Consider the following 22,499-nt stretch of genomic DNA (forward strand, 5'->3'; position numbering starts at 1 on the left):
ATCCCTGACTGCTCAAGCCCTGATCGCCACCAGGAACAGGCGCGGAAAGCGCAGCAGCACGCGCCCGTCGGCCGCCCTGGGATAGTCCTGTTCGATCCTCTGCCGGTAGGCTTCGAGGTATTCGTCCTGCTCTTCTGCCGGGAGTTTCGCCAGATAGGGCCGGATGCCCGTGCCCTTGACCCACTCGACGATCGCCGCCGCGTCGCGCATCGGGTGGTTGTAGATCGTATGCCAGATGTCGACGCGTGCGGCCTTGGCCGAGAGCGCGTCGTAATAGGCGAGCGGCGGCGGCAGCGTCGGGCGACGCGGGTGGTCGGCCGCGAAATGCCGCGCGAAACGGTCGTCCTCGGCTACGGTGTCCATCGCGACATGGCTCGGCTCCGTCCGGTTGTCCGGCATCTGCACGGCCAGCACCCCGCCGGGCACGAGGTGGTCCATCAGCCGCGAGAGCACCGCCAGATGCTTCGGCACCCATTGGAACACCGCGTTCGCATAGAGGAGCGCCGCTGGCGCCGGCGGGGTCCAGCCGGAAAGGTCGCCGAAGTCGAAGGCGAGCTGCGGCAGTCGCCTGCGGGCGGCGGCCAGCATGTCCGCGTCGCTGTCGATGCCGGTGACGGGATGGCCGGGAAAGCGGGCCAGCAGCAGTTCCGTCGAGTTGCCGGGCCCGCAGCCGAGGTCGTAGACGGTGCCCGCCGGCAGGTCCGGCACCTGCGAAAGCAGGTCGCGCGCCGGCCGCGTCCTCTCGTCCTCGAATTGCAGATATTGCGCCGCCGACCAGCCCATCCTGTCCTCCCGATCTCTAACCTTTTCCGGCCGCTGCCGGTATCCTCGCTACAACGCCTCCAGCGTCGGCAGGATCAGCGACGGCTTGAGGTCGGCATATTCGTCCGGCATGCCGCTGCGGTTGATCCAGACGGTGCGGAAGCCGAATTTCGTGGCTCCGGCCACGTCCCAGCGGTTGGAGGACTGGAACGACACGGCATCCGGATAGAGCCGGTAGCCGGTCGTCACCACGTCGTAGACGGCCGGCGCCGTCTTGTAGGTGCGCAGCGCATCGACGGAGAAGACGTCGTCGATCACCGTGTCGAGCGCGGCATTGGCGACCGCCGATCGCAGCATCGCCGGCGAGCCGTTGGACAGGATCGCCACCCGCGCGCCCCGGGCCTTCAGCGCCTTCAGCACGGCCGGAACTTCGGGATAGCAGTCGAGCTTCCAGTAGGCCTCCAGCAGCCGGTCCCTCAAGCCCGGATCGACGCCCGGGATGCGTTCGAGCGTGAAGTCGAGCGCCTCCTCGGTCAGTTGCCAGAAGTCGCGGTAGGCGCCCATCAGCGCCCGGGTCCAGGAATATTCGAGCTGCTTGGCCCGCCACAGTTCGGAAAAACGCTGGGAGTCCGGGCCGACGTCGCCGGCATGGCGGCGGACCGCCGCATGGACGTCGAACAGGGTGCCATAGGCATCGAAGACATAGGCGGCATAGGACAAGGCGATGGCTCAACTTTCCGAAAGCGCTGACATTCCAGATCGCTAGCGCCAGATCATTGGCCTCCGATCATGGCAATATTCGGTGCGCCGCACAATACCCGGCGCCGACATGCGCCAGCGTCGGCCGGTTGCCGGCCCGTTTCGCGCTCAGCCGCCCTTGGCCTTTCGCGGACGTGCCACGGCGTTCAGGTCGGCGGCGGCGCGCAGGAGCGCCTTCAGCGCCTCGCCGTCGATGGCCTCGCCCTTGCGGATATCGATGGCGCGCCGGGTATTGCCCTCCAGGCTGGCGTTGAAGAGGCCGGAAGGGTCTGCAAGGGCGGCCCCCTTGGCAAAGGTCAGCTTGACGACGTCCTTGTAGGTCTCGCCCGTGCAGAGGATGCCGCCATGCGACCATACCGGCACCCCGCGCCACTTCCATTCCTCGATCACGTCGGGAACCGCCTCCCTGACGAGGCTTCGCACCTGCGCCAGCGTCTCGCCGCGCCAGTCGCCGAGTTCGGCGATCCGCGCATCGATCAGCCGCGCGGGATCTTCGCCCACAGGCGCCGTCTTCGAACCGCTGGTCGTCATCCGCGTTCCTCCCTCCCTGGCCTCACAGCTTCTCGCCCGGCAGCCGGCTCGCCTGCGTCACCCAGCCGGAAAACTGCTCCTCGTCGAGCGCCTCGCCCTCGTGGATATGGAAATAGCGCGTGTCGCCGCTCTTGGACGCTTCCGGTGGGACGGGGTCGAGCGCGGTGCCGCGGAAGAAGGCCACCTTGATGTATTTCGTGAAGCAATGCAGGCTGAGAAACCAGCCCTGTCCCTCCAGCCCGTAGAACGGCGAGTTCCACTTGACCGCCTTGGTAACCTCCGGCACGGCGGCGACGATCAGCGCGTCGATCCGGCGTCCCGCAGCGCTCTTCCATCCCGGCATGGCGGCGATATAGGCCTGCACGGGCGCGTCGCCATAGCCCTTGGCGATCTGCGGATTGCCGCCCGACAGCAGCACCGGACCATTTTCAGCCCCGGTCGCCTCGGCGCCCTTGCCCGTCTTCTTGCTCGTCCCGTTCGCCATCGTCTTCCTCCCATTCGCCGGCCCGCATCCCGGCGGGGGACGCGCGATGGTCATAGGGCGGCTCCTGCTGCGGCGGCAAGGCCCGTCCAGCGACGGCCGCCTCAGAATGTCGTGATCACGCTGATACCGAGATCGGTCGCGCCGTCCATCGCCATCAGCGCGGGAATGGCCTCGGCGAGGCTGATTTCCCGGCCGATCAGCCGCTCCGGCTGCAGGCTGCCCGCCGCCATCATCGACAGCATGGCGTCGTAGCGCCAGGCCTGCATGCCGTGGCTGCCGTAGATCTCCAGTTCGTGGCCGATCACCTGCGCCATCGGGATTTCGGGCGTTGCATCGTCGCCGAGCATGAGCCCCACCTGCACGTGTCGCCCGCGGCGGCGCAGGTTCCTGATCGAATTGAAGCAGGTGACGGGCGAGCCGAGCGCGTCGATCGAGGCGTGCGCGCCGCCGCCGGTGATCTCGCGCACGGCCTCGGCGACATCGGCCACGGCACGCGCATTGACGGCCGCGACCGCGCCCATCTTTCGGGCGAACGACAGCTTCTCCTCGGAGATGTCGATCGCGATCGGCCGGGCGCCGAGCGCTGCCGCGATCATGATCGCCGACAGCCCCACGCCGCCGCAGCCGTGTACGGCGACCCATTCGCCGCCCTTGACCTTCGCCTGGTCGCAGACGGCGCGAAACGAGGTGGCGAAGCGGCAGCCGAGGCTGGCGGCGGTGGCGAAGGAGACGTTCTCCGGCAGGGGAACGAGGTTCTGGTCGGCATGGTCGAGTGCGACATATTCGGCAAACGAACCCCAATGGGTGAAGCCCGGCTGGAACTGCTCCTCGCAGACCTGCTGGTTGCCCGAGCGGCACTCGTGGCAATGGCCGCAGCCGGAGACGAAGGGGACGGTCACCCGGTCGCCGACTTTGAAGCGCGACACGCCCTGGCCGGCGGCGAGCACCGTGCCGGCGAGTTCGTGGCCCGGCACGTGCGGCAGCCGGATGTCGGGATCGTGCCCCTGCCAGCCGTGCCAGTCCGAGCGGCAGAGCCCGGTCGCCTCGACCTTGACCACCACTCCGTTGCGCGTCGGCGTCGGATCCGGCAGTTCGCGGATCTCGGGCACCGCACCGAAGGCCTCGTAGTACATTGCTTTCACCGGCGGTCCCTCCAGGTCTCTCTTGTCCTCTCTATGCCACGCGCCGGCCCCGCCTGCCACCGCACCACCCATGACAATGGCTGATGCATTCATCTAAGATCGTGAGTGGACAGCGTCCGCCGATTGGTTCAGGCCAGAGGCAGCTTGCCCCGAAGCGTCAGGCCGGACATGCGGCACGCCGGAGATAACTGAAATGCGGCACGCCGGAGAGAAAAGGAGTAACAAGATGGCAGTCGATACCTCCCCGCGGACCCCCACCTGGACCTATGTCGACGGCGAGTGGCTTCCCGGCAACCCGCCGCTGATCGGCCCCACCTCGCATGCGATGTGGCTCGCCTCGACGGTGTTCGACGGCGCCCGCTTCTTCGACGGCATCGCCCCGGACCTCGACCTGCATTGCCAGCGCGTCAACCGCTCGGCCGTGAGCCTCGGCCTGAACGCGACGATGCGCGCCGAGGAGATCCAGGCGCTCACCTGGGAGGGCGTGGAGAAGTTCGACGGCAGGACGGCGATCTACGTCAAGCCGATGTACTGGGCCGAGCACGGCGCCTTCGGCGTCGTCCCGGCCGATCCGGAGTCCACCCGCTTTGCGCTGTGCCTGTTCGAGGCGCCGATGGGCGACGCCCACGCCGGCAATTCGCTGACCGTCTCGCCCTTCCGCCGCCCGACGATCGAGTGCATGCCGACCGATGCCAAGGCCGGCTGCCTCTATCCCAACAACGGCCGCATCATCGTCGAGGCGAAGAAGCGTGGTTTCGACAATGCGCTGGTGCGCGACATGCTCGGCAACGTCGCCGAGACCGGTGCCTCCAACGTCTTCATGGTCAAGGACGGCGTCGTCTTCACCCCCGCCGCCAACCAGACCTTCCTCGCCGGCATCACGCGCTACCGGGTCATGACGCTGATGCGCCAGGAAGGCTTCGAGGTCGTCGAGAAGACGCTGACGGTGCAGGATTTCCAGACCGCCGACGAGATCTTCACCTCCGGCAACTATTCCAAGGTCGTCCCCGTCAACCGCCTCGACGACCGCCACCTCCAGCCCGGCCCGGTAACGGCCAAGGCGCGCGAGCTCTATTTCGACTGGGCCCACTCGACCGCCAACGGCTGAGGCGGGGCGGGCACTGCGCCCGGGTCGTCGACGGGCCGTGGAACCCGGGCGACGTCATCCTGGGCCTTGTACTGCACAGAGCCGAGGATGACGGAGGTCTTGGAGCTTGCCGGCAGGTGAGACCGTCCCCTTTCTCTCCGTCATGCCGGCCCCCGAGCCGGCCCCCGAGCCGGCATCCAGCAAGCCATTGCGCTATAAAGCTTTTCCTGCGCCGCCGACGCGGCGCTGCTGGATCCCGGCTCGAGGGCCGGGATGACGGCCTATCCCGAGCGCTGCAGTCAGCGTCATTCGGCGCCGTTGTCGTCGTCCGCCCCACCGTTCGCCTTCCGCCGTTCCTCCATCGCCGCGCGCTGCTTGTCGGTGATGACGCGGACGAATTCGCGGCCGATCGGCCCGGTCAGTTGCGCGGTCTTCGCCTGCTTGTCGTAGACGCAGGCGAAGGTCACGCGCGCCTTTTCGCTGGCCGAGCGGCCGGCGATCAGCGCCACGCCGTAGGCCTCGGTTCCGGTCTCGTCGACGAATACGGTCTGGTTCTTCAGCTTTTCCGGCAGCGCGGCCACGCATTTCGCCTCGACGTCCGCCTTGAACGCCGCCCAGGCCTCGTCGGAGGAGGCGAGTGCGGGCGCGGCGCCGAGGGCTGTGGCGAGCGGAAGGGCGAGGAGAAGGGGGCGGAGGAAGAAATCGGTCATGGTCAGAGCCTTTCATGATGCGAATCACGCAAGGTCAGGAATGGCCGAAGCCCGGGGCGGTTCCAAAGCAGGCGCGCAACTTGCGCGGGGGAAGGAAATTCCTGACCAAGCGCAAATTTTGGCATCCAGCCGGTTGCCGGGGAGGGGGCATCCCCCTATGTTCCGCTTCACGGATTTCTTTTTAAAATTCCGCGATTAAGAGGAGACGACCCATGGCTTTCGAACTTCCGCCGCTTCCCTACGACTACGATGCCCTTGCCCCGTTCATGTCGCGCGAAACGCTCGAATATCACCACGACAAGCACCACAAGGCCTATGTCGACAACGGCAACAAGCTCGCCGAGGAAGCCGGTCTCTCCAACCTGACGCTGGAAGAGATCGTCAAGAAGTCCTACGGCACCAACCAGGGCCTCTTCAACAATGCCGGCCAGCACTACAACCACGTCCATTTCTGGAAGTGGATGAAGAAGGGCGGCGGCGGCAAGTCGCTTCCGGGCGCGCTGCAGAAGGCGATCGACAGCGATCTCGGCGGCTATGACAAATTCAAGGCCGATTTCGTCGCTGCCGGCACAACCCAGTTCGGCTCCGGCTGGGCCTGGCTCTCGGTCAAGGACGGCAAGCTCGCCATCTCCAAGACCCCGAATGGCGAGAACCCGCTGGTCCACGGCGCATCCCCGATCCTCGGCGTCGACGTCTGGGAGCACTCCTACTACATCGACTACCGCAACGCCCGCCCGAAGTACCTCGAAGCCTTCGTCGACAGCCTGATCAACTGGGACTACGTCCTGGAAATGTACGAAGCCGCGACGAAGTAAGGCGCTTCGACCCTTGGCATTCGGAATGCCCCGGCCGGAAACGGCCGGGGCTTTTCCTGTCTTGGAGGGGCCGGGCCGCCTGTGCTAGCATGTACACAAACAAGCACAGGTGACGGGCATGAGCAGCACGACGATGACGATCCGTGTGAGCGCGGACCTCAAGCAGAAACTCGACCGGTTGGCCGCCGATACGCGGCGCAGCCGCTCCTTTCTCGCGGCCGAGGCGGTCTCCGCCTATGTCGCCCGCGAACTCGCGATCGTCGAAGGCGTCAACCAGGGCCTGGAGGACGTCCGGCAGGGCCGCACGGCCTCCCATGAGGAGGCCATGGCCGAACTGGCGTCCGTCGTGGATGCGGCCGAGCGCGATCGCCGGTGAAGCGGCCCGTCCGCTGGGCGCTTTCCGCTCTCGACGATCTCAAGCGGCAGACAGGCCATATTGCGCGCGACGATCCCGCGGCAGCCCGTTCCGTCGCCGGCCGGATCGATGCCGCCGCCATCCTGCTCGGCAAACGGCCAGTTGGCCGGCCGGGCCGGGTCGGCGGAACCTACGAGAAATCCGTGAACGGGCTGCCCTACGTCATCGCCTATTGCATCGGCACGCGGGATGGCCGGGAGACCATGTTCATCCTCCGCGTCATTCACACGGCACGCAACTGGCCCACGGACGCGTGGCCGGAATAGCGCTCATCCCGCATCCCGCCGGCTTTCCGCCCAGCCGGAAATCCACAATTGCCGCAGCCTGTCGCCGCCGCCGCGGAAATGCGTGCCGGTCGCCGCGCAGGCCTCCACCCGGTCGGCGCGGAAGTTGCGGATGGCTTCGCGCAATTCGCACCAGGCGACGATGTTGGCCGTCTCGGAATAGTAGATGAGGGCGATGGGGCGGACGGTGCGCCCGCTCGCACGGCCCTGTTCGTCCCGGTAGTCGATGACGAGCTTCTCCTCGTCGCGGATCGCGCGCCGCACGGTGGCAAGGTCGATGCCATCCGGCTGGCGCGGCGTCGTGCCCCAGGCGTGCAAGGAGCGGGCCGACAGCGTCTGGCGCAGCGGCGGCGGTACCGCGCCGGCGATCTTTTCGCCGACCCGGCGGGCGGCGGCCTTCAGTTCCGCATCGCCGGTGCGTTCCAGAAGCGCCAGCGCCAGCACGATCGCCTCCATCTCCTCGATGGAGAACATCAGTGGCGGCAGGTCGAAGCCGGGGCGCAGGATATAGCCGATGCCCCGTTCGCCCTCCACTGGCACCCGCATCGCCTGCAAGGCGGCGATGTCGCGGTAGATCGAGCGCACCGTCACCTCCAGCCGCCCGGCAATCTCGGCGGCGGTGACCGGGTGGCGCGCGAGGCGCAGGATCTGGATGATCTCGAACAGCCGCGAGGCCTTGCGCATGATGTCCTCCGTCACAACTGACACAGCGTTGTCAGTTGGCCTTCCTTATACCATGCCTCAACCGCTTGAAACAAAAGGCCGCATGGGGCGGCGATCCAGGCGAAGGCAATGGACAACTGACATGACCTACACGGAAAACCTTTGGCTCTTCTTCCTGCTCGTCTCCGGCATCATCATCGTGCCGGGCATGGACATGGTCTTCGTGCTGGCGAGCTCGCTCTCCGGCGGGCGCAGGGCGGGGCTCTCGGCGACCTTCGGCATCATGGCCGGCGGGCTCGTGCACACGCTCTATGCCGCGCTCGGCGTCGGCATGCTGCTGCATTTCGCGCCTGGCCTGTTCAACGGCCTGCTGCTCGTCGGCGCCGCCTATGTCGTCTACATCGGCTGGCAGCTCTTCCGTTCCTCGATCGTCGTCGATGCCGTAGGCTCCCTCGACCGGCGCGGCCTTGTCGCCCGCTTCCGCCAGGGCGCGCTGACGAGCCTGATGAATCCGAAGGCCTATCTGTTCATGCTCGCCGTCTTCCCGCAGTTCCTGCGCCCGGAATTCGGCCCGCTCTGGCGCCAGACGCTCGTCATGCTGGCGATGATCTGGGCGACGCAGCTTGCCGTCTATGGCGGCCTGGCGCTCGCCGCCGCCCGCAGCCGCGATGCCCTGACCGGCAGCCCCGCCGCCACGCGCTTCATCGGCCGTGCTGCCGGCGTGCTGCTCGTCGCGATCGCCGTGGTCACGGTCTGGCGCGGCTGGGGGACGGTATGAAGGCCGGCAAATGAAACGTCCCGGCGTGGCCGCGGATGCGGCACGACCCCCATCGCCCTCGGCCTCTGCGCGGGTCAACATATTGTTACTTGGACTGGGCCGCCCGCATGCAATCATGCCGCCGCCCGGCGGGGGTACCGGCGGGCACGAGATCTTACCGGGAGTGATCCATGAACCTGAAGACAATTGCCGCGGCCACCTTTCTCTGTCTTGGCGCCGCCGCTGCCACCGGTGTCGCGGTGGCGCAGGAGCCGCAGGCCGCCCGCCAGCAGATGATGAAGGACGTCGGCCGCTCGATGGGCGCGCTGGCTGGCATCGCCAAGGGCGAGAAGCCCTATGACGCCGAGGTGGTGCGCGTCTCGCTTGCGACGATCAGCGAGGTCTCCAAGACCTTCCCCGACCAGTTCCCGGCCGGCACCGAGACCGGCGCCGAAACCGAGGCGAGCCCGAAGATCTGGGAGAACCCGGACGACTTCCACGCCAAGTCGCTCCAGCTCGGCAAGGACGCCGATGCAGCGCTTGCCGCCCTGCCGGGCGACCAGGCCGCGGTGGCCGCCGCGATCGGCCCGATCGGCAAGAACTGCGGCGCCTGTCACGAGACCTACCGCATCAAGAAGTAGCGCGGGTCCGGAGCAGGTCGCGCAGGAGCGGACCGCGGTCTTGCGACAACGACATGAGAAAAAACAACGATTTGAAGCGCGCAAGGCGATCCGGAGGATCGCGGCGCGCTTCAAGGCCCGGGACCTTTCCGGGACCGCACCCCGGAAAGGTTGCCTTTTGCCGCCTCCGTGCGACGATGCGGGCGGGCGCCTTTCCATCCATGCGGACCACACATTCGGGCCGGGCGTGCGGGCCGGCGCCATGAGCCCTGGAACGAGACCATGAAACTTCGCAGTCTTGCCACCGCAGCACTCCTCGCAGGCGTTGTCGGCATCGGCGCCTTCGCGTGGATCACGGCACCGGCGCGCAGCGCCTCGGAAAGCTGGCAGGGGCTCGGCGAGCCCGACGTCGCAAACGGCGAGCGCGTCTTTTCCGAAGGCGGCTGTGCCAGCTGTCATGCCGCCCCCGGTGCCGGCGAGGAAAACCGGCTCGTCCTGGCCGGTGGAGCGCCGCTCAAGAGCCCCTTCGGCACGTTTCATCCGCCCAACATCTCCTCCGATCCCGAGGCCGGCATCGGGGCGTGGACCCTGCAGGAATTCGGCGATGCCATGCTTGGCGGCGTCGGCCGGCGCGGCGAGCATCTCTATCCCTCCTTTCCCTACGCCTCCTATGCGCGGATGACGCCGCGCGACATCAACGATCTCTACGGCTACCTGCGCACGCTCCCCGCCAGCGACAACGTCGCCCCGCCGCACGACCTGCCGTTTCCGTTCAACCTGCGGCCGCTGCTCGGCGCGTGGAAGTTCCTGTATCTGAACGATGCGCCGCGCGTGACGCTCGCCGGCGCCGATGCCAAGATCGAGCGCGGCCAGTATCTGGTGGAGGGCCCCGGCCACTGCGGCGAGTGCCACACGCCGCGCACGGCCCTCGGCGGTCTCGAGACGGCGCAATGGCTCGCCGGTGCGCCGAACCCTGAAGGCGGCCCGGGGCGGGTGCCGAACATCACCGCCGGCGAAGGCGGGATCGGCGGCTGGAGCGCCGGAGACATCGCCTCCTATCTCGAGACCGGCTTCACGCCGGACTATGATTCGGTGGGCGGCGCGATGGTGGCGGTGCAGAAGAACATGGCCCGCCTGCCGGCCGCCGACCGCGAGGCCATCGCCGCCTATCTGAAGGCGATCCCGGCGCATTGACGTCAAGGAGCAGAGAAAGGCGCGGACAGGGCAGGGGAGTGCCGCGCCGGAGCCCGGGCGCGGCACCGCCGCATCATGCCAGTTGCTGGACGTAGCGCATGCCGGTGACGGGGCCGGCCTGGAAGTTCATCTCCTCGTAGAAGCGGTGCGCGCCGAAATTGCCGGTGGCGGCGCTGACCGACAGGTACGAGCAGCCGGACATGCGGGCCTGCTCGCGGGCGCGGGCGACCAGATGGCGGCCGATGCCGGTGCCGCGGTGCCCCTCGCGCACGAAGATCTGGTGCAGTTCCATGCCGCGGCGGCCTTCCATGGCCCGGTAGAGCGGCACGAGGATGGCATAGCCGATCAACTGGCCGCCGGCCTCCGCGACGAGCGCGGTGATCCAGGGCGAGGTGCCGAACAGGTCGCGGTCGAGGTCGGTGGCGGTGATCTTCGCCGCGTCGCCGTGGCATTCGGCATGCAGCGCGATCATGTCGAGCAGCGGCCGCAGGTCGCCGGGCCGCGCGGCGCGGATCGTCAGCACGGCAGGGCGTTCGACGGGTGGTGTTTCAAGCTTGAGGACGGCGGTCATGGTCGGGCTCCTTCGGGTCTCTTGTGCCACCAGGTGCCTTAAAACAACAAAGCCGCCTGATGGCGGCTTGTTGACATGATGATCGAACAGCCGCTCCTATCGGAACAGCCAAAAATACGTATGCGCGATGGGTGCGTTCGTGATCATGGCGGCGATATTCTCCGTTTCCTTGCGGATGTCAATCGGGAAAATCGCGCGAAGGTTGGCAATCGTAAGAGTGCCGCATATGACCGCCGCCGAAGATCCATTTGTCCGGGGTGCCACATACGCCACCGTCACGAACCGCGCCGCCGTCACCGCCGCCCCTCATCCGCCTGCCGGCACCTTCTCCCCGCGGGCGGGGAGAAGGGGGGATGCCGCGGCGTCTCGATCTCCCTCTCCCCGCCTGCGGGGAGAGGGTTGGGGTGAGGGGCAGCCTCGCGAACCCCCGTCGCCGCGGCCCGCCCTCAATCCTCGTGGATCAGGCTGTGGTCGCGGGTGTCGCGCATGCGGATGTAGACGATCAGCGATAGGCCGATCATGATCGTCACGTACCAGAAGAACCAGCTCTCGTGGCCGATCTGCTTGAACTTCAGCGCCACCCATTCCGCCGTGCCGCCGAAGATGGTGTTGGCGAGCGCGTAGGGCAGGGCCACGCCGAGCGCGCGGATATGGGCGGGAAACAGCTCGGCCTTCACCACCGCGTTGATCGAGGTGTAGCCGGTGACGATCAGAAGGCCGGCGAGCACCAGGCCGAAGGCGACATAGGGATCGCTGGTGCCTGACAGCGTCGAGAAGATCAGGTGGGTGAAGAGGACGCCCAGCACGCCGAAACCGACCATGATCGGCTTGCGGCCGATGCGGTCGGAGAGCGCGCCGGCGAGCGGCTGGCAGAGCATGAAGATGAACAGCGCCGCCGTGGTGATCTCCGTCGCCACTTCCTTGCTGAAGCCCGAGGTGTTGACCAGGAACTTCTGCAGGTAAGTCGTGTAGGCATAGAAGGCCAGCGTGCCGCCGGCGGTCAGCGCCAGCACCATGAAGGCTTCCTTCGGATACTTGACGAACAGCGTCCAGCCCGAGGACTTCGGCGTGCCGCCCGCCTTGGCGTTTTCGAACGACTGCGTCTCGGCCAAGCCCCGGCGGATGTAGAAGACCACGATCGCCAGCACCCCGCCGATGAAGAACGGAATGCGCCAGCCCCAGTCCGTCAGCTGCTCGGGCGTCAGCACCCGCTGCAGCACGAGCAGCACGGCGAGCGCCAGCAACTGCCCGGAGATCAGCGTCACGTACTGGAAGGAGGAGAAGAAGCCGCGCCGGCTCTTGCCGGCCATTTCGGAAAGATAGGTGGCGCTGGCGCCGTACTCGCCGCCGACGCTGATGCCCTGCAAGAGGCGGGCGAAGACGAGGATGGCCGGGGCCAGGACGCCAATCGTCGCATGTCCGGGGGTGACCGCGATCAGCAGCGAGCCGAGGCACATCAGCGTGACGGACAGGGTGAGGCCCGCCTTGCGGCCGCGCCGGTCGGCGTAGATCCCCATGAACCAGGCTCCGATCGGCCGCATCAGGAAGCCGACCGCGAAGACGGCGGCAGCGCTCAGAAGCTCGGCCGTCTGGTCGCCGGAGGGGAAGAACACGGGGGCGAAGTAGAGCGTGAAGGCGGAATAGACGTACCAGTCGTACCATTCCACGAGATTACCGGCAGAGCCGCCGATGATGGATTTCAGACGCGTGCGCTGGTCCGGTGCGGCCGGTACCCCGACGTCTCGAAGTGTAACTGTCATTGATGGATCCACATGGAACTGCGGGCTGGCCTTCGTGCGCTTGGCTGCGCGGCCGGTCGGCCCGGTCGTTGATGTTGTCCGCAAACTGCCAGGAACCGGCGGGAGGGCGACGGTTCAGCGGATGGCATCCTCCTATCCCCATGTGCGACGACAGGCAATGTTCACATGTTAATTTTCTCTTGCGTCGGTGATTTTCGCGGACGTGTCCAAGGCCGCGCCCGCCGGCATTGTCGCCTTGGATGCGGCGGGCGCGGCCAGGCAAGCGCGTGTGACGCGACGCCCTCTGCCCTGCCGGGCATCTCCCCAAAAAGGGCAGGAAAACCAGAGGCATGCGCTTGCCCGATCGAGGGGCTTGGCGGCGCGTCCGGGCTAAACCCTCCCCCTTCCGGGGAGGGTTGGGGAGCGGTTTTCTTCCCTAGGCGTTTGCCTCGGGATCGCATCCATCACGATCAGAGATCGGTGCCCGCGACGTCGTCCGCAGCCTCGGTGGGGTCTTCCGCCATGCCGATCTTCTCCTCGATCGCCTTGCGGATGTCGGCTTCGACCGCCGCGCGTTCCTCGGGCGACATCGCCTCCAGGTCGTCCTCGGATATCCCCATCGACTGCAGGATCTGCGCGCGCAGGCGCTCGGTCGGGTCCATGTCCGCCCATTCGAGGAACTCGTCGCGCGGGCTGGGGAGGGGGCTGTCCTCGGATGCCTTGAGCGTCCACAGCGAGCTGGCAAGGCCCGAGGTGCCGAGCGAGGGCCCGACGGTCGGCGCGCCGACGCTGGCGACCGAGGCGGTGCGGCCGGGGCCATCGCCGTCATTGGCGAAGTTGCGCGGCTGCTGGAAGGAATATGCGTAGGCCGTCAGGCGGCCGCTATCGATCTTCATCGGATCTCTCCCCGTGGCGCGGGAGCCCCGCGCGATCGTCTGGTTGCGATTCCCGCGCATGTCGCGGGAACGGGGGCACGCTAGGTTGCACAGCTTATGCGAGCCTTGCAGGTCCTACGGCAGCGTATAGGCGATCACGTAGTCGCCCGGCTTGGTGCCGATCGAGCCGTGTCCGCCGGCCACGATCAGCACGTACTGCTTGTCGCCGACGGTATAGGTCATCGGCGTCGACTGGCCGCCGGCGGGAAGGCGGGCCTGCCAGAGTTCTTCCCCGGTGGTCACGTCGTAGGCGCGCAGGTAGTCGTCGACGGCGGCCCCCAGGAAGGCGACGCCGCCCTTGGTGATGATCGGCCCGCCGATGCCGGGCACGCCCACCTTCAAGGGCAGCGGCACCGGCGCCATGTCGCGCACCGTGCCGTTCTTCAGTTTGTAGGCGATCTTGCCGGTGCGCAGGTCGGCGCCGGCGACATAGCCCCATGGCGGCGCCTGGCAGGGGATGGCGAGCGGACCGAGGAAGGGCCCCATGTAGACGCCGTAGGGCGCGCCCTCGTTGCGGTTCAGCCCCTGCTCGGAGCCCTTTTCGTCCTGCTCCTTCGGCGGGATCTGGTCGCGCGGCACGAGCTTGGAGGTGAAGGCGAGATAGGTCGGCATGCCGAACATGATCTGCCGTTCGGGGTCGACGGCGACCGAGCCCCAGTTGAACACGCCGAAATTGCCGGGATAGACGAGCGTGCCCTCGAGCGAGGGCGGCGTATAGCGCCCCTCGTACTTCAGCCGGCGGAAGTCGATGCGGCAGGCGAGTTGGTCGAACATCGTCACCCCCCACATATCCTTTTCCGTCAGCGGATCCGGCATGAAGGTGAGGTCGGAGACCGGCTGCGTCGGCGCGGTGAAATCCTCCGGGATCGCGCCCGAAGGCGCGGGGAACTCGGTCACCGCCAGGATCGGCTCGCCGGTGCGCCGGTCGAGCACGTAGATGTCGCCCTGCTTGGTCGGGCCGACCAGCGCCGGCACCACCGTGCCGTCCTCCTTGGTGATGTCGAGCAGGGCCGGCTGGGCGGGAACGTCCATGTCCCACAGGTCGTGGTGCACGGTCTGGCGCGCCCAGCGCACCTGCCCGGTCTCGATGTCGAGGGCGACGATGGAGGAGGAATATTTCTCGACATTGTCGCTGCGGTTCATGCCGAGCTGGTCCGGCACCTGGTTGCCGAGCGGCACGTAGATGAGCCCGAGCGCCTCGTCATAGCTGGAAACCGACCAACTGTTCGGCGAGTTGGTGGTGTAGGTCTGTCCCGGCTGCAGCGGCGTGGTGACGTCAGGATTGCCGCTGTCCCAGTTCCACACGAGCGCGCCGGTGGCGATGTCGAAGGCTCGGATCACCCCGGATTGCTCGTGGATCGAGTAGTTGTCGTTGACCGCGCCGGCCACGATGATCTTGCCGGCGACGGCGACCGGCGGCGAGGTCGAGTAGTAGTAGCCGGCCGGATTGTACTGCATGCCGGTTTCCAGGTGCAGCACGCCGTTGTCGGCAAAGGTCGTGCAGATCTCGCCGCTCGCCGCGTCGAGCGCGATCAGCCGCGCGTCCGAGGTCGGCAGGTAGACGCGCTCGGCGCAGGGCGCGCCGGCGGCTGCCGCCGGGTCCTTCCAGTAGGTGACGCCCCGGCAGGTCTGGTGCTGGCGGTCGGGGTTCATGCCGGAGTTGCTGTCGAACTTCCACTTCTCCTGCCCCGTCGCCGCGTCGAGCGCGATTGCCCAGTTGTGCGGCGTGCAGAGGTAGAGCGTGTCGCCGACCTTGAGCGGCGTCACCTGATAGGTGGTCTCGCCGACATCGTCCGGCAGCTTCACGTCGCCCGTCTGGTATTGCCAGGCGACCTGAAGCGTGCCGACATTGCCGGTGGTGATCTGGTCGAGCGGCGAATAGCGCTGGCCGTAGGGCGTGCGGCCGTACTGGTGCCACTCGCCGGGCGGCACGTCGCCGCCGAGCGCCGGCGTGGTGTTCAGCGCCGTCACCGGCAGGCTGCCGCGGATGTCGCGCACGTCCCGGGTCATCGCATAGGCCGCGACCACGACGGCGACGCCGCAGGCGACCGCGAGCGGCAGCCACGAGGCCGGGTAGACCTGCCCGGTCGGGCTCGAAAAGCCGAGCGGCCGGCGGATCGCCGGCAGCATCAGCCACAGCCCGAGCAGCACGATGATGCCCCCGCGCGGACCGAGCTGCCACCAGTCGAACCCGACCTCCCACACCGCCCAGGCGAGCGAGCCGAGGATGAGCGCCGCATAGATCCAGATCGACGCCGGCCGCTTCAGGAACAGGAAGATGCCGGTCGCCAGGAAGAACAGCCCGGCCACCAGATAGTAGGGGCTGCCCCCCAGCGCCACCAGCCAGCCGCCGCCCGCAAGGAGGACGATGCCGATGATGTCGAACAGGATGGCGGTGAGGATGAGGAGCATGGGCATTCTCCAAAAAGCGCAGGTGGCGACACGGGATAGGCCGGCCGGAACCCCGGACCGGGATCCTTCCACGAAGAACTAGTGCTCGCTTTCGTTCAATCAACAGGTGCGTGCGACAGCGCTTTCGGCAGGGCGCGGGCCGGGGCCGCGCGGGGATGCGCAGGGCAGTCGCCGTCGCCAAAACCCCTCTGGCCCTCTTCCATGTGGGGCGGGCGGAGAGGGGCCTTCATTCCACAAGCAGCCGGCCCCGATCAGCGGGCCGAACTTGCGAGGAAGACCGCGCGCTGGGCCTCGAAGGCGCGCTTGTAGGCCGGCCGCGCCTGTCCGCGGGCGACATAGGCCGCAAGATTTGGATAGGCTTCCACCAGTCCCGATCCGCTTGCCCGCAGCAGCACCGACACCATCGCGAGGTCGCCGGCGCTGAACGCGCCGTCCAGCCATTCGCTGTCGCCGAGCCGGGTGGAGAGTTCGCCGAGCCGTGTGCGGATGCGGTCGTCGATGAGCGCCAGGCGCGCCTCGGTCCAGCTCTTGTCGCCTTCCGCATACCGGGCCGTCTCGCGCTCGACGATCACCGGCTCCATCGTGGTGAGCGCGGTGAAGATCCACATGATCGCCCGCGCCCGGGCAGTGGCGTCGTCGGGGAGCAGGCCGGCATGGTTTTGGGCGATGTGGAGCACGATCGCGCCGGACTCGAACAGCGAAAGCTCGCCCTCCTCGTAGGTAGGGATCTGCCCGAAGGGCTGAAGCGCCAGATGCGCCGGTTCCTTCATCGCCCTGAACGACAGAAGGCGGACCTCGTAGGGAAGGCCCGCCTCCTCGAGCGCCCAGCGCACGCGCATGTCCCGCGCCAGCCCCCTGCCGCGGTCTGGCGAACTATCGAAGGCGGTAAGGGTGATCGTCATCGCTCTCCTCCATGGCCGGGTCCTGCCCCTGTCCTTCCGAGGACGAATGGCGCGCCGCCATCCCGACAAGGCCTGTGCGATATGATATCGTCCCGTCCCATCGCGGTGCAGTTCGCGTGAGGGGGAACTCGAATGAAATTCATCGTGCTCTTGAGCCTGTTGCTGGTCGGCGGCGCTGCATTCGGGGCGGAACGGATACCGCAACAGATCGCCGACAGGGAAATCGAGCGCAAGGCCGTGCAGGCGGTGATCTGGGGCATGCCCGCCGTCAACTACGACCTGATGCGCCAGGAGATGCTGTCGAAGACGCCCGGCAAGGTCGGCCAGGTGATCTACTGGGGCCGCCCGCTTGACTGGCGGAACCAGACGCTGACGCCCAATCCGGACGCCCTCTACTTCATGGTCTTCTTCACCACCAGGGACGGCCCCGTCGTGCTCGACCTGCCGCCGGCCGAAGCCGGCGCCTCCTTCAACGGCAATATCGTCAACGCCTGGCAACTGCCGCTGGAAGACGCCGGCCTGCTCGGTCTCGACAAGGGCAAGGGCGGCCGGTACGTCGTGCTGCCGCCCGGCTATGCGGAGAAGCTGCCCGAGGGCTTCATCCCGCTGCCGTCGGAGGTGTTCGGCGGCTACATGCTGTTCCGGGCGAACCTGAAGAGCCACGCCGACGCCGACGTGCAGGCCTCGATCGACTATGGCAGGAAGATGAAGGTCTACCCGCTGTCTGCCGCCGCCGATCCGCCCGAGACCGTGTTTACCGACGTCAAGGACATCCTCTTCGATTCCACCATCAAGTGGGATGCGGGCTTCTTCGAAAACCTGAACCGCGTCGTCCAGGAGGAGCCGTGGATCGTCCGCGACCAGGTGATGATCGACCAGTTGACGTCGCTCGGCATCGAGAAGGGCAAGCCCTACCAGCCCGACGGACACATGAAGGCGCTGATGACGTCGGCGATCGAAGAGGGCCGGGCGCTGCTGGAAGCGAAATACGACGCCGGCCTGCCGCCGTTCTTCTCCGAGACGAGCCGCTGGACTTTCCCGACCTACCCGGACCTGATCCAGGCCGGCGGCCGGGGCTTCGACGAGGAGAATGCCTACCCCGTCGACCACCGCGGCGTCACCTACAGCTATGCCTATATCGGCATCAAGCGGCTCGGGGCGGGGCAGTTCTATTCGATCTCGATCCGCGACCGGGACGGCAACGCCTTCGACGGCGCCGGCACCTATCGGCTGAACGTGCCGCCGGACGTTCCCGTCCAGCAATACTGGTCGGTGACCGCCTACGACCGGGAAACCCACGCGCTGATCAGGAACGTCGCCCGGGCCAGCCGCTCGTCGCAGATCCCCGAGCTTCAAAAGAACGCCGATGGCTCGATCGACCTCTATTTCGGCCCGAAGGCGCCCGAGGGCCAGGAGGCGAACTGGGTGCCGACCGACCCGGCGCGGAACTTCGAGCTGATGTTCCGCGCCTACGGGCCGACGAAGGATTTCTTCGACCGGAAGTGGGTGCTGTCCGACGTCGTCACGGTCGGCGAGTAGGGCCTTACTGCATCGCCTCGCAGGCCTTCGTCATCTCCGCCTTCTTCACGCTGTCCGTTTCCATCTCGGCCATGTGCAGGCAGTCGGCCTTGGTTCCCGTAGTCGTCCCTGCCGCGGGCACAGCACCTGGCTGCGTCGCCTCGGTGCTCATGGTATCCGGCTGCAGGATGTCGGACTTCATCATGTCCTCGGCATGGACGGGTGCTGCGTGGGCCGCCGCGAGCAAGGCGCAGGCCGCGACGCCTCGGATCAGGCGGGGGATCAGGCTGGCGATGAAGCTGTTCATGTCGGGTCCTCCACGAGGTGCAACGGTGTCTGCTGGCCGAGAGCTTAGCACACGCGCAGGAGAAATCACGCGACGCGCTCTACTGTCCGATGCGGCGCTCCTGCATCTCCTCGCCCACGAAGCAATTGTAGCCCGCCCGGCCGGCCACGCGCTTGACGAGCGGATCGGGTCGCGGCAGTCCGCCGACGACCGGCCCGAGGATCTCGATGACGAGCTTCTTCAGAATGGCGTCTGCGAAGTCGCCGGGATCCTTGACCGTCAGCAGAAAGGCCCCGTCGCCGCCGATCACGCAGTTCTCGTAATAGGCGTCGAGGTCGGGGATCGATGCGGAATCCCGCGCCAGCATCACGGCAAGTCCGTCGATCACGATGCCCCGGGCGACGGTCGAATTGCGGGCCACGGGCGCCGGCACGCCCGCATTGTTCGGCCCGTCCCCCGATAGGTCGATCACCCGCCGCACGCCTCGGAACGGGTTGATCGCAAAGAGGTTTCGCGAAAAGGCAAGCGTGTTGGAAATGGAGGTGAACGAGATCCGCCGCAGCGGCTGCCGGCGCAGCGCCTCGGCGAACCGGGCCGCGCTGCCCGCGCCGTCGATCAGCGTCCAGGGGACGGTCTGCACCGCCGAGCCACCCCACTCGACATAGGTCACCGCGATCCTGCCGACCGCGCCGCTCTCGATCGCGCTGACGAGCACGGGCTGGAGAAACGCGTTCACATAGCCCTCGCGCTGCATCCGCTGCTCGTCGATCTCCATCGAATAGGAGACGTCGACGGCAAGCACCAGCGCGAGATCGACCACGACCGGAGCAGTCCGGGCGGGCACGCTGCCTCCCAGAAGGCCAAGGCAGACAAGAAGCGCACATTGCCGTTTCATCGCCATGGGAACCCCGCGCACGACCATGCCATGCCTGTTCGGCGCAGCCGAAAATCGTCGCTCTACGATCGCCCCGAGTGGCCGTCGCGACAAGTCTAACGATATTTCCAACCCTTCATGCACGAGATGCACCCTAATTTAATCGGGGTGCAACCAAGGGGGCGTTGCCACAATTCGGCGCCAGAATATTGACAATCCTTGTGGCGGGGCTCGCCAAGCGTATGATTCGGAGGAATGGTGCATGCGAAAAATTGGCACTCTGACGCTCGTGGCCTGCGTGTCTGCAACACTCGCTGCCACGCCTGTCGTCCTGGACCTGAAAAGCCCCCTGAAGCTGACCACATCGGCGGCGCTTGCCGGCAATGGCAACGGTGGTGGCAATGGCGGTGGTAACGGCGGTGGCAACGGCGGCGGGAATGGTGGCGGCAACGGCGGCGGGAATGGCGTCGGCAACGGTGGCGGCAAGGGCAGAAGCGAAAGCCATGCCTCGTCCGATCGTGGAAAATCCGGACAAACGTCCCGCGGCAAGAGCGAAACCGCCAGGTCGAACGATCCTGTAGCGAATGCATTCGGAAAGCTCTTCGGCACCCGCAAGAGCGAGGAAAGGCGCGTTGCCTCGAAGAAGACCGTGACGGAAAAGGACAGGGTTTCGCCGCGGGCCGACAAGGCGATCGTGAAGGCCGTCAAGCCCACGCCAAAGCCCAAGGTGGTGACGGAAGTCGCCGCGGTCGAAGTGGAAGAGCCGACCCTGAAGGCGAAGCCAAATCTGGCTGCCAGGCTCGGGGGGCTGAACTCGCTGAAGCGCAACTATCATGCCTACCTCAATTCCAGCGATCCGCGCATGGCCGCGATCCGCGCCTATGTTGTCTCCTATGCGCAGTTCGAGCTCGACAACGGCGTCGATGCGGTCCCGACCGATCCCGCCCTCGGCGACGAGGCCCTGAGTGCGGCCCTGCTGGCCGCATCCAACAAGGAAATCGGCACCGTGCAGCAGCCCGGCGACGTCGTGGTGACGGATCCGGAAGTGATGGCGTGGGCAAAGGATGTCCTCGGCGTCGGCCCGGCCGTCGGAAAGATCGACGAGGTGCGCGACGTCCTGGCCGCCGAACAGCCGACAGAGCCCGAGACGGGGCCGGAAACGGCAGAGGTGACCGAGTAGGCCGACGTTCAGAAAGACCGGCCCGGGCGTTCCGGGCCGGCGAGCGTTCACCCGGCCTTATTGTGCGGTGGCTTTTGCCTTCGCCGCATTTTCCTGGATCGCGGCCTCGACGTTTCGGGCGATCTGGTCGATCGAGAACGATGCCGGCTCCTGGCTCGGCGGATACTCGACGAAGGTTTCCAGGAACTGGGCCGCATGCATCGTGATCTGGGCGATCTTGAAATCGTTCCTGACGAGCCAGTCGTTGTATTGATCCGAAACGATGTCGGCCTGTTCGTAAGGGTCCATGCGCAGATGAAACAGCTTCGGGACCCGGAGCGGCGTGAACGGCTCCTGCCACACCTGAAAGCCTCCCGGAAACTTCATTTCAACGAAGACGGCCTTCCAGTCTCCAAGCCGGTAGGCGACGAGAACGCCGTCGTCGTTGAAATAGGCGAACGCGTCGCGCGCGCCCTTCTGTTCCGATCCGGTGAGGTAGGGTAGCTGGTTGTAGCCGTCGAGGTGGACCTTGAAGGTCTTGCCGCTGACGTCGGCCCCCTGAAGCAGCCGATCCTTGATGTCGGCATCGCCGGCAGCCGCAAGAAGCGTGGGGAACCAGTCGAGACCGGAAAACATCTCGCGGGAGATCTTGCCCGAGGGAATTTTTCCGGGCCAGCGAACCATGGCGGGGACGCGGAAGGCGCCTTCGAAGTTGGAGTCCTTTTCGTTCCGGAACGGCGAGCTCGCAGCGTCCGGCCATGACCATTTGTTCGGGCCGTTGTCCGTGGTGTAGACGACGATCGTGTTTTCGGTAATCCGAGGTCGTCCAGCGTCTTGAGCAGCTTGCCGACGTGCCCGTCGTGTTCGATCATGCCGTCCGCATAGAAGTTGCCGGGCATGCCGCTCTGGCCGAGCATCGATTCCCGCACATGCGTGAAGAGGTGCATGCGGGTCGCGTTCATCCAGGTGAAGAACGGCTTTCCCTGCTCGACCTGGCGCTTGATGAAGTCGATCGCGGCATCCGTCGTTTCGTCGTCGATCGTCTCCATGCGCTTCTTGTTCAGCGCGCCGGTGTCCTCGATTTTCCCGTCGGCCGTCGCTTTGACGACGCCCCGTGGAGAGTTCATCTTCGTGAAGGCTTCATCGTCCTTCGGCCAGGTCGGGTTCTCCGGTTCTTCCTCCGCGTTCAGGTGGTAGAGGTTGCCGAAGAACTCGTCGAAACCGTGATTGGTCGGCAGGTACTCGTCGCGGTCTCCGAGATGGTTCTTGCCGAACTGCCCGGTGGCATAGCCCAGCGGCTTCAATGCCTGGGCGATGGTGATGTCGCGGTCCTGCAGGCCGACAGTCGCTCCGGGGACGCCCACCTTGGACAGGCCGGTGCGTTTCGGCGTCTGGCCGGTGATGAAGGAAGACCGGCCCGCCGTGCAACTGTTCTCGGCATAGTAGTCGGTAAAGATCGTGCCTTCTTTCGCGATGCGGTCAATATTCGGTGTCTCGAAGCCCATCAGGCCCATCGAATAGGCGCTGACGTTGGTCAGGCCGATGTCGTCCCCGAAAATGACGAGGATGTTGGGCCGATCCGTCGGCGAACCGGAAGGCGCCGGGCTCGCCGCCTGCTGCGCATTTGCGTCGTCTGTCCCCGCCGTGCCGACGATGCCGGCGGCGGCCAGTGCTGATCCTGCTAGAAGAATGTTTCGTCTGGTCAAAGAAATTTTGCCTGGCGCGGACGCCGGGCTTTCATTGGTGCTGTCGTCACGCATGCGGAGGCTCCCACTCAATCCTCGCCACACCCGCCATGAGCATGGCAAGCGTCAACTTAGGGCCGTGACGGCGAATGGGAAGGGCGGTTGTACAAGGACGATATTTCACCGAAGCGCGAA

23 protein-coding genes and 2 pseudogenes are annotated in these 22,499 nt (G+C 66.6%); 10 read left to right on the forward strand and 15 right to left on the reverse strand.

Annotated elements, in window-relative coordinates:
• Nucleotides 1-12: 12 nt before the first annotated feature.
• From tam to OCK02_RS05395, 5 genes are all read right to left on the reverse strand, one after another.
• Nucleotides 13-783, reverse strand: coding sequence for a trans-aconitate 2-methyltransferase (gene tam, locus OCK02_RS05375; protein ID WP_263811902.1), 771 nt, complete (start codon nt 781-783; stop codon nt 13-15).
• A gap of 48 nt (nt 784-831) precedes the next feature.
• Complete coding sequence (locus OCK02_RS05380) at nt 832-1,482, reverse strand: haloacid dehalogenase type II (RefSeq protein ID WP_263811903.1); 651 nt, start codon at nt 1,480-1,482, stop codon at nt 832-834.
• 147 nt (nt 1,483-1,629) lie between these two features.
• Nucleotides 1,630-2,052 carry a DUF1801 domain-containing protein gene (locus OCK02_RS05385; protein ID WP_263811904.1) on the reverse strand — a complete coding sequence of 141 codons (423 nt, stop codon included), beginning with the start codon at nt 2,050-2,052 and terminating at the stop codon, nt 1,630-1,632.
• Nucleotides 2,053-2,074: 22 nt separating this feature from the next.
• Nucleotides 2,075-2,536 (reverse strand): DUF1801 domain-containing protein, encoded by a 462-nt coding sequence (locus tag OCK02_RS05390; protein WP_263811905.1) that lies wholly within the window; start codon nt 2,534-2,536, stop codon nt 2,075-2,077.
• A 101-nt stretch (nt 2,537-2,637) separates the two neighbouring features.
• Complete coding sequence (locus OCK02_RS05395) at nt 2,638-3,678, reverse strand: zinc-dependent alcohol dehydrogenase family protein (protein ID WP_263811906.1); 1,041 nt, start codon at nt 3,676-3,678, stop codon at nt 2,638-2,640.
• Between the two features lie 226 nt (nt 3,679-3,904).
• Here OCK02_RS05395 and OCK02_RS05400 point away from each other — a divergent pair, with 226 nt between their 5' ends.
• Nucleotides 3,905-4,786, forward strand: coding sequence for a branched-chain amino acid aminotransferase (locus OCK02_RS05400; RefSeq protein WP_263811907.1), 882 nt, complete (start codon nt 3,905-3,907; stop codon nt 4,784-4,786).
• A 284-nt stretch (nt 4,787-5,070) separates the two neighbouring features.
• Here OCK02_RS05400 and OCK02_RS05405 read toward each other — a convergent pair whose 3' ends face one another.
• Entirely contained in the window at nt 5,071-5,475 is a 405-nt protein-coding gene (locus OCK02_RS05405; protein ID WP_263811908.1) for a hypothetical protein, read from the reverse strand.
• Nucleotides 5,476-5,687: 212 nt separating this feature from the next.
• On the opposite strand from OCK02_RS05405, the gene OCK02_RS05410 reads away from it, so the two are divergent.
• The 3 genes from OCK02_RS05410 (at nt 5,688) to OCK02_RS05420 (ending at nt 6,971) form a co-directional block, all read left to right on the forward strand.
• A complete protein-coding gene (locus OCK02_RS05410; RefSeq protein WP_230803079.1) occupies nt 5,688-6,290 on the forward strand; it encodes a superoxide dismutase in 603 nt (200 codons plus the stop codon).
• 118 nt (nt 6,291-6,408) lie between these two features.
• Complete coding sequence (locus OCK02_RS05415; protein ID WP_263811909.1) at nt 6,409-6,666, forward strand: CopG family ribbon-helix-helix protein; 258 nt, start codon at nt 6,409-6,411, stop codon at nt 6,664-6,666.
• A complete protein-coding gene (locus OCK02_RS05420; protein WP_263811910.1) occupies nt 6,663-6,971 on the forward strand; it encodes a type II toxin-antitoxin system RelE/ParE family toxin in 309 nt (102 codons plus the stop codon). The genes OCK02_RS05415 and OCK02_RS05420 overlap by 4 nt, the downstream gene beginning before the upstream one ends.
• A 3-nt stretch (nt 6,972-6,974) precedes the next feature.
• On the opposite strand, the gene OCK02_RS05425 is transcribed toward OCK02_RS05420, so the two are convergent.
• Nucleotides 6,975-7,673, reverse strand: a complete 699-nt coding sequence (locus OCK02_RS05425) for a helix-turn-helix transcriptional regulator (protein ID WP_263811911.1) — start codon at nt 7,671-7,673, stop codon at nt 6,975-6,977.
• 121 nt (nt 7,674-7,794) lie between these two features.
• Here OCK02_RS05425 and OCK02_RS05430 point away from each other — a divergent pair, with 121 nt between their 5' ends.
• The 3 genes from OCK02_RS05430 (at nt 7,795) to OCK02_RS05440 (ending at nt 10,223) form a co-directional block, all read left to right on the forward strand.
• The gene (locus tag OCK02_RS05430; protein ID WP_263811912.1) at nt 7,795-8,430 is read left to right on the forward strand and encodes a LysE family translocator; all 636 of its coding nucleotides are present in this window, start codon (nt 7,795-7,797) and stop codon (nt 8,428-8,430) included.
• Between the two features lie 170 nt (nt 8,431-8,600).
• Nucleotides 8,601-9,050, forward strand: coding sequence for a c-type cytochrome (locus OCK02_RS05435; RefSeq protein WP_263811913.1), 450 nt, complete (start codon nt 8,601-8,603; stop codon nt 9,048-9,050).
• A 261-nt stretch (nt 9,051-9,311) separates the two neighbouring features.
• On the forward strand, nt 9,312-10,223 hold the full coding sequence (locus OCK02_RS05440) for a cytochrome c (protein WP_263811914.1): 912 nt from the start codon (nt 9,312-9,314) through the stop codon (nt 10,221-10,223).
• Nucleotides 10,224-10,296: 73 nt separating this feature from the next.
• On the opposite strand, the gene OCK02_RS05445 is transcribed toward OCK02_RS05440, so the two are convergent.
• A complete protein-coding gene (locus OCK02_RS05445; protein ID WP_263811915.1) occupies nt 10,297-10,794 on the reverse strand; it encodes a GNAT family N-acetyltransferase in 498 nt (165 codons plus the stop codon).
• Nucleotides 10,795-11,116: 322 nt separating this feature from the next.
• On the opposite strand from OCK02_RS05445, the pseudogene OCK02_RS26205 reads away from it, so the two are divergent.
• Nucleotides 11,117-11,212: pseudogene (locus OCK02_RS26205) on the forward strand (cytochrome c-type biogenesis protein CcmH); the annotation flags it as partial.
• Between the two features lie 28 nt (nt 11,213-11,240).
• Here OCK02_RS26205 and OCK02_RS05450 read toward each other — a convergent pair.
• The 4 genes from OCK02_RS05450 to OCK02_RS05465 form a co-directional block, all read right to left on the reverse strand.
• Nucleotides 11,241-12,554, reverse strand: a complete 1,314-nt coding sequence (locus OCK02_RS05450; protein WP_230803087.1) for an MFS transporter — start codon at nt 12,552-12,554, stop codon at nt 11,241-11,243.
• Nucleotides 12,555-13,003: 449 nt separating this feature from the next.
• Nucleotides 13,004-13,429: a hypothetical protein gene (locus OCK02_RS05455; protein ID WP_263811916.1), complete on the reverse strand. Its 426-nt coding sequence runs from the start codon at nt 13,427-13,429 to the stop codon at nt 13,004-13,006.
• A gap of 114 nt (nt 13,430-13,543) precedes the next feature.
• Nucleotides 13,544-15,880, reverse strand: coding sequence for a glucose/quinate/shikimate family membrane-bound PQQ-dependent dehydrogenase (locus OCK02_RS05460; protein WP_263811917.1), 2,337 nt, complete (start codon nt 15,878-15,880; stop codon nt 13,544-13,546).
• A 251-nt stretch (nt 15,881-16,131) separates the two neighbouring features.
• Complete coding sequence (locus tag OCK02_RS05465; RefSeq protein ID WP_263811918.1) at nt 16,132-16,782, reverse strand: glutathione S-transferase family protein; 651 nt, start codon at nt 16,780-16,782, stop codon at nt 16,132-16,134.
• A gap of 132 nt (nt 16,783-16,914) precedes the next feature.
• On the opposite strand from OCK02_RS05465, the gene OCK02_RS05470 reads away from it, so the two are divergent.
• On the forward strand, nt 16,915-18,321 hold the full coding sequence (locus OCK02_RS05470; RefSeq protein WP_263811919.1) for a DUF1254 domain-containing protein: 1,407 nt from the start codon (nt 16,915-16,917) through the stop codon (nt 18,319-18,321).
• A 4-nt stretch (nt 18,322-18,325) separates the two neighbouring features.
• Here the strand turns inward: OCK02_RS05470 and OCK02_RS05475 are convergent, their stop codons facing one another.
• Both OCK02_RS05475 and OCK02_RS05480 read right to left on the reverse strand, forming a co-directional pair.
• A complete protein-coding gene (locus OCK02_RS05475) occupies nt 18,326-18,607 on the reverse strand; it encodes a hypothetical protein (RefSeq protein WP_263811920.1) in 282 nt (93 codons plus the stop codon).
• 79 nt (nt 18,608-18,686) lie between these two features.
• Nucleotides 18,687-19,430: a DUF1194 domain-containing protein gene (locus OCK02_RS05480; protein ID WP_263811921.1), complete on the reverse strand. Its 744-nt coding sequence runs from the start codon at nt 19,428-19,430 to the stop codon at nt 18,687-18,689.
• A 292-nt stretch (nt 19,431-19,722) separates the two neighbouring features.
• Between OCK02_RS05480 and OCK02_RS05485 the strand changes: the two genes are divergently transcribed.
• Complete coding sequence (locus OCK02_RS05485; RefSeq protein ID WP_263811922.1) at nt 19,723-20,640, forward strand: hypothetical protein; 918 nt, start codon at nt 19,723-19,725, stop codon at nt 20,638-20,640.
• 57 nt (nt 20,641-20,697) lie between these two features.
• Here the strand turns inward: OCK02_RS05485 and OCK02_RS05490 are convergent.
• Nucleotides 20,698-22,379: pseudogene (locus tag OCK02_RS05490) on the reverse strand (arylsulfatase).
• Nucleotides 22,380-22,499 lie beyond the last annotated feature (120 nt).

Source organism: Rhizobium sp. TRM96647, from assembly GCF_025780115.1.
In the GTDB taxonomy this organism is placed as follows: domain Bacteria; phylum Pseudomonadota; class Alphaproteobacteria; order Rhizobiales; family Rhizobiaceae; genus Mycoplana.

Excerpts from the sequence above, each read along its gene's own strand:
- OCK02_RS05455 (WP_263811916.1), bottom strand. The coding sequence starts at position 13,429 with ATGAAGATCGATAGCGGCCGCCTGACGGCCTACGCATATTCCTTCCAG.
- tam (WP_263811902.1), bottom strand. The coding sequence starts at position 783 with ATGGGCTGGTCGGCGGCGCAATATCTGCAATTCGAGGACGAGAGGACG.
- OCK02_RS05470 (WP_263811919.1), top strand. The coding sequence starts at position 16,915 with ATGAAATTCATCGTGCTCTTGAGCCTGTTGCTGGTCGGCGGCGCTGCA.
- OCK02_RS05450 (WP_230803087.1), bottom strand. The coding sequence starts at position 12,554 with ATGACAGTTACACTTCGAGACGTCGGGGTACCGGCCGCACCGGACCAG.
- OCK02_RS05440 (WP_263811914.1), top strand. The coding sequence starts at position 9,312 with ATGAAACTTCGCAGTCTTGCCACCGCAGCACTCCTCGCAGGCGTTGTC.
- OCK02_RS05415 (WP_263811909.1), top strand. The coding sequence starts at position 6,409 with ATGAGCAGCACGACGATGACGATCCGTGTGAGCGCGGACCTCAAGCAG.
- OCK02_RS05485 (WP_263811922.1), top strand. The coding sequence starts at position 19,723 with ATGCGAAAAATTGGCACTCTGACGCTCGTGGCCTGCGTGTCTGCAACA.
- OCK02_RS05435 (WP_263811913.1), top strand. The coding sequence starts at position 8,601 with ATGAACCTGAAGACAATTGCCGCGGCCACCTTTCTCTGTCTTGGCGCC.
- OCK02_RS05410 (WP_230803079.1), top strand. The coding sequence starts at position 5,688 with ATGGCTTTCGAACTTCCGCCGCTTCCCTACGACTACGATGCCCTTGCC.
- OCK02_RS05425 (WP_263811911.1), bottom strand. The coding sequence starts at position 7,673 with ATGCGCAAGGCCTCGCGGCTGTTCGAGATCATCCAGATCCTGCGCCTC.
- OCK02_RS05465 (WP_263811918.1), bottom strand. The coding sequence starts at position 16,782 with ATGACGATCACCCTTACCGCCTTCGATAGTTCGCCAGACCGCGGCAGG.
- OCK02_RS05460 (WP_263811917.1), bottom strand. The coding sequence starts at position 15,880 with ATGCTCCTCATCCTCACCGCCATCCTGTTCGACATCATCGGCATCGTC.
- OCK02_RS05475 (WP_263811920.1), bottom strand. The coding sequence starts at position 18,607 with ATGAACAGCTTCATCGCCAGCCTGATCCCCCGCCTGATCCGAGGCGTC.
- OCK02_RS05445 (WP_263811915.1), bottom strand. The coding sequence starts at position 10,794 with ATGACCGCCGTCCTCAAGCTTGAAACACCACCCGTCGAACGCCCTGCC.
- OCK02_RS05430 (WP_263811912.1), top strand. The coding sequence starts at position 7,795 with ATGACCTACACGGAAAACCTTTGGCTCTTCTTCCTGCTCGTCTCCGGC.
- OCK02_RS05405 (WP_263811908.1), bottom strand. The coding sequence starts at position 5,475 with ATGACCGATTTCTTCCTCCGCCCCCTTCTCCTCGCCCTTCCGCTCGCC.
- OCK02_RS05385 (WP_263811904.1), bottom strand. The coding sequence starts at position 2,052 with ATGACGACCAGCGGTTCGAAGACGGCGCCTGTGGGCGAAGATCCCGCG.
- OCK02_RS05390 (WP_263811905.1), bottom strand. The coding sequence starts at position 2,536 with ATGGCGAACGGGACGAGCAAGAAGACGGGCAAGGGCGCCGAGGCGACC.
- OCK02_RS05400 (WP_263811907.1), top strand. The coding sequence starts at position 3,905 with ATGGCAGTCGATACCTCCCCGCGGACCCCCACCTGGACCTATGTCGAC.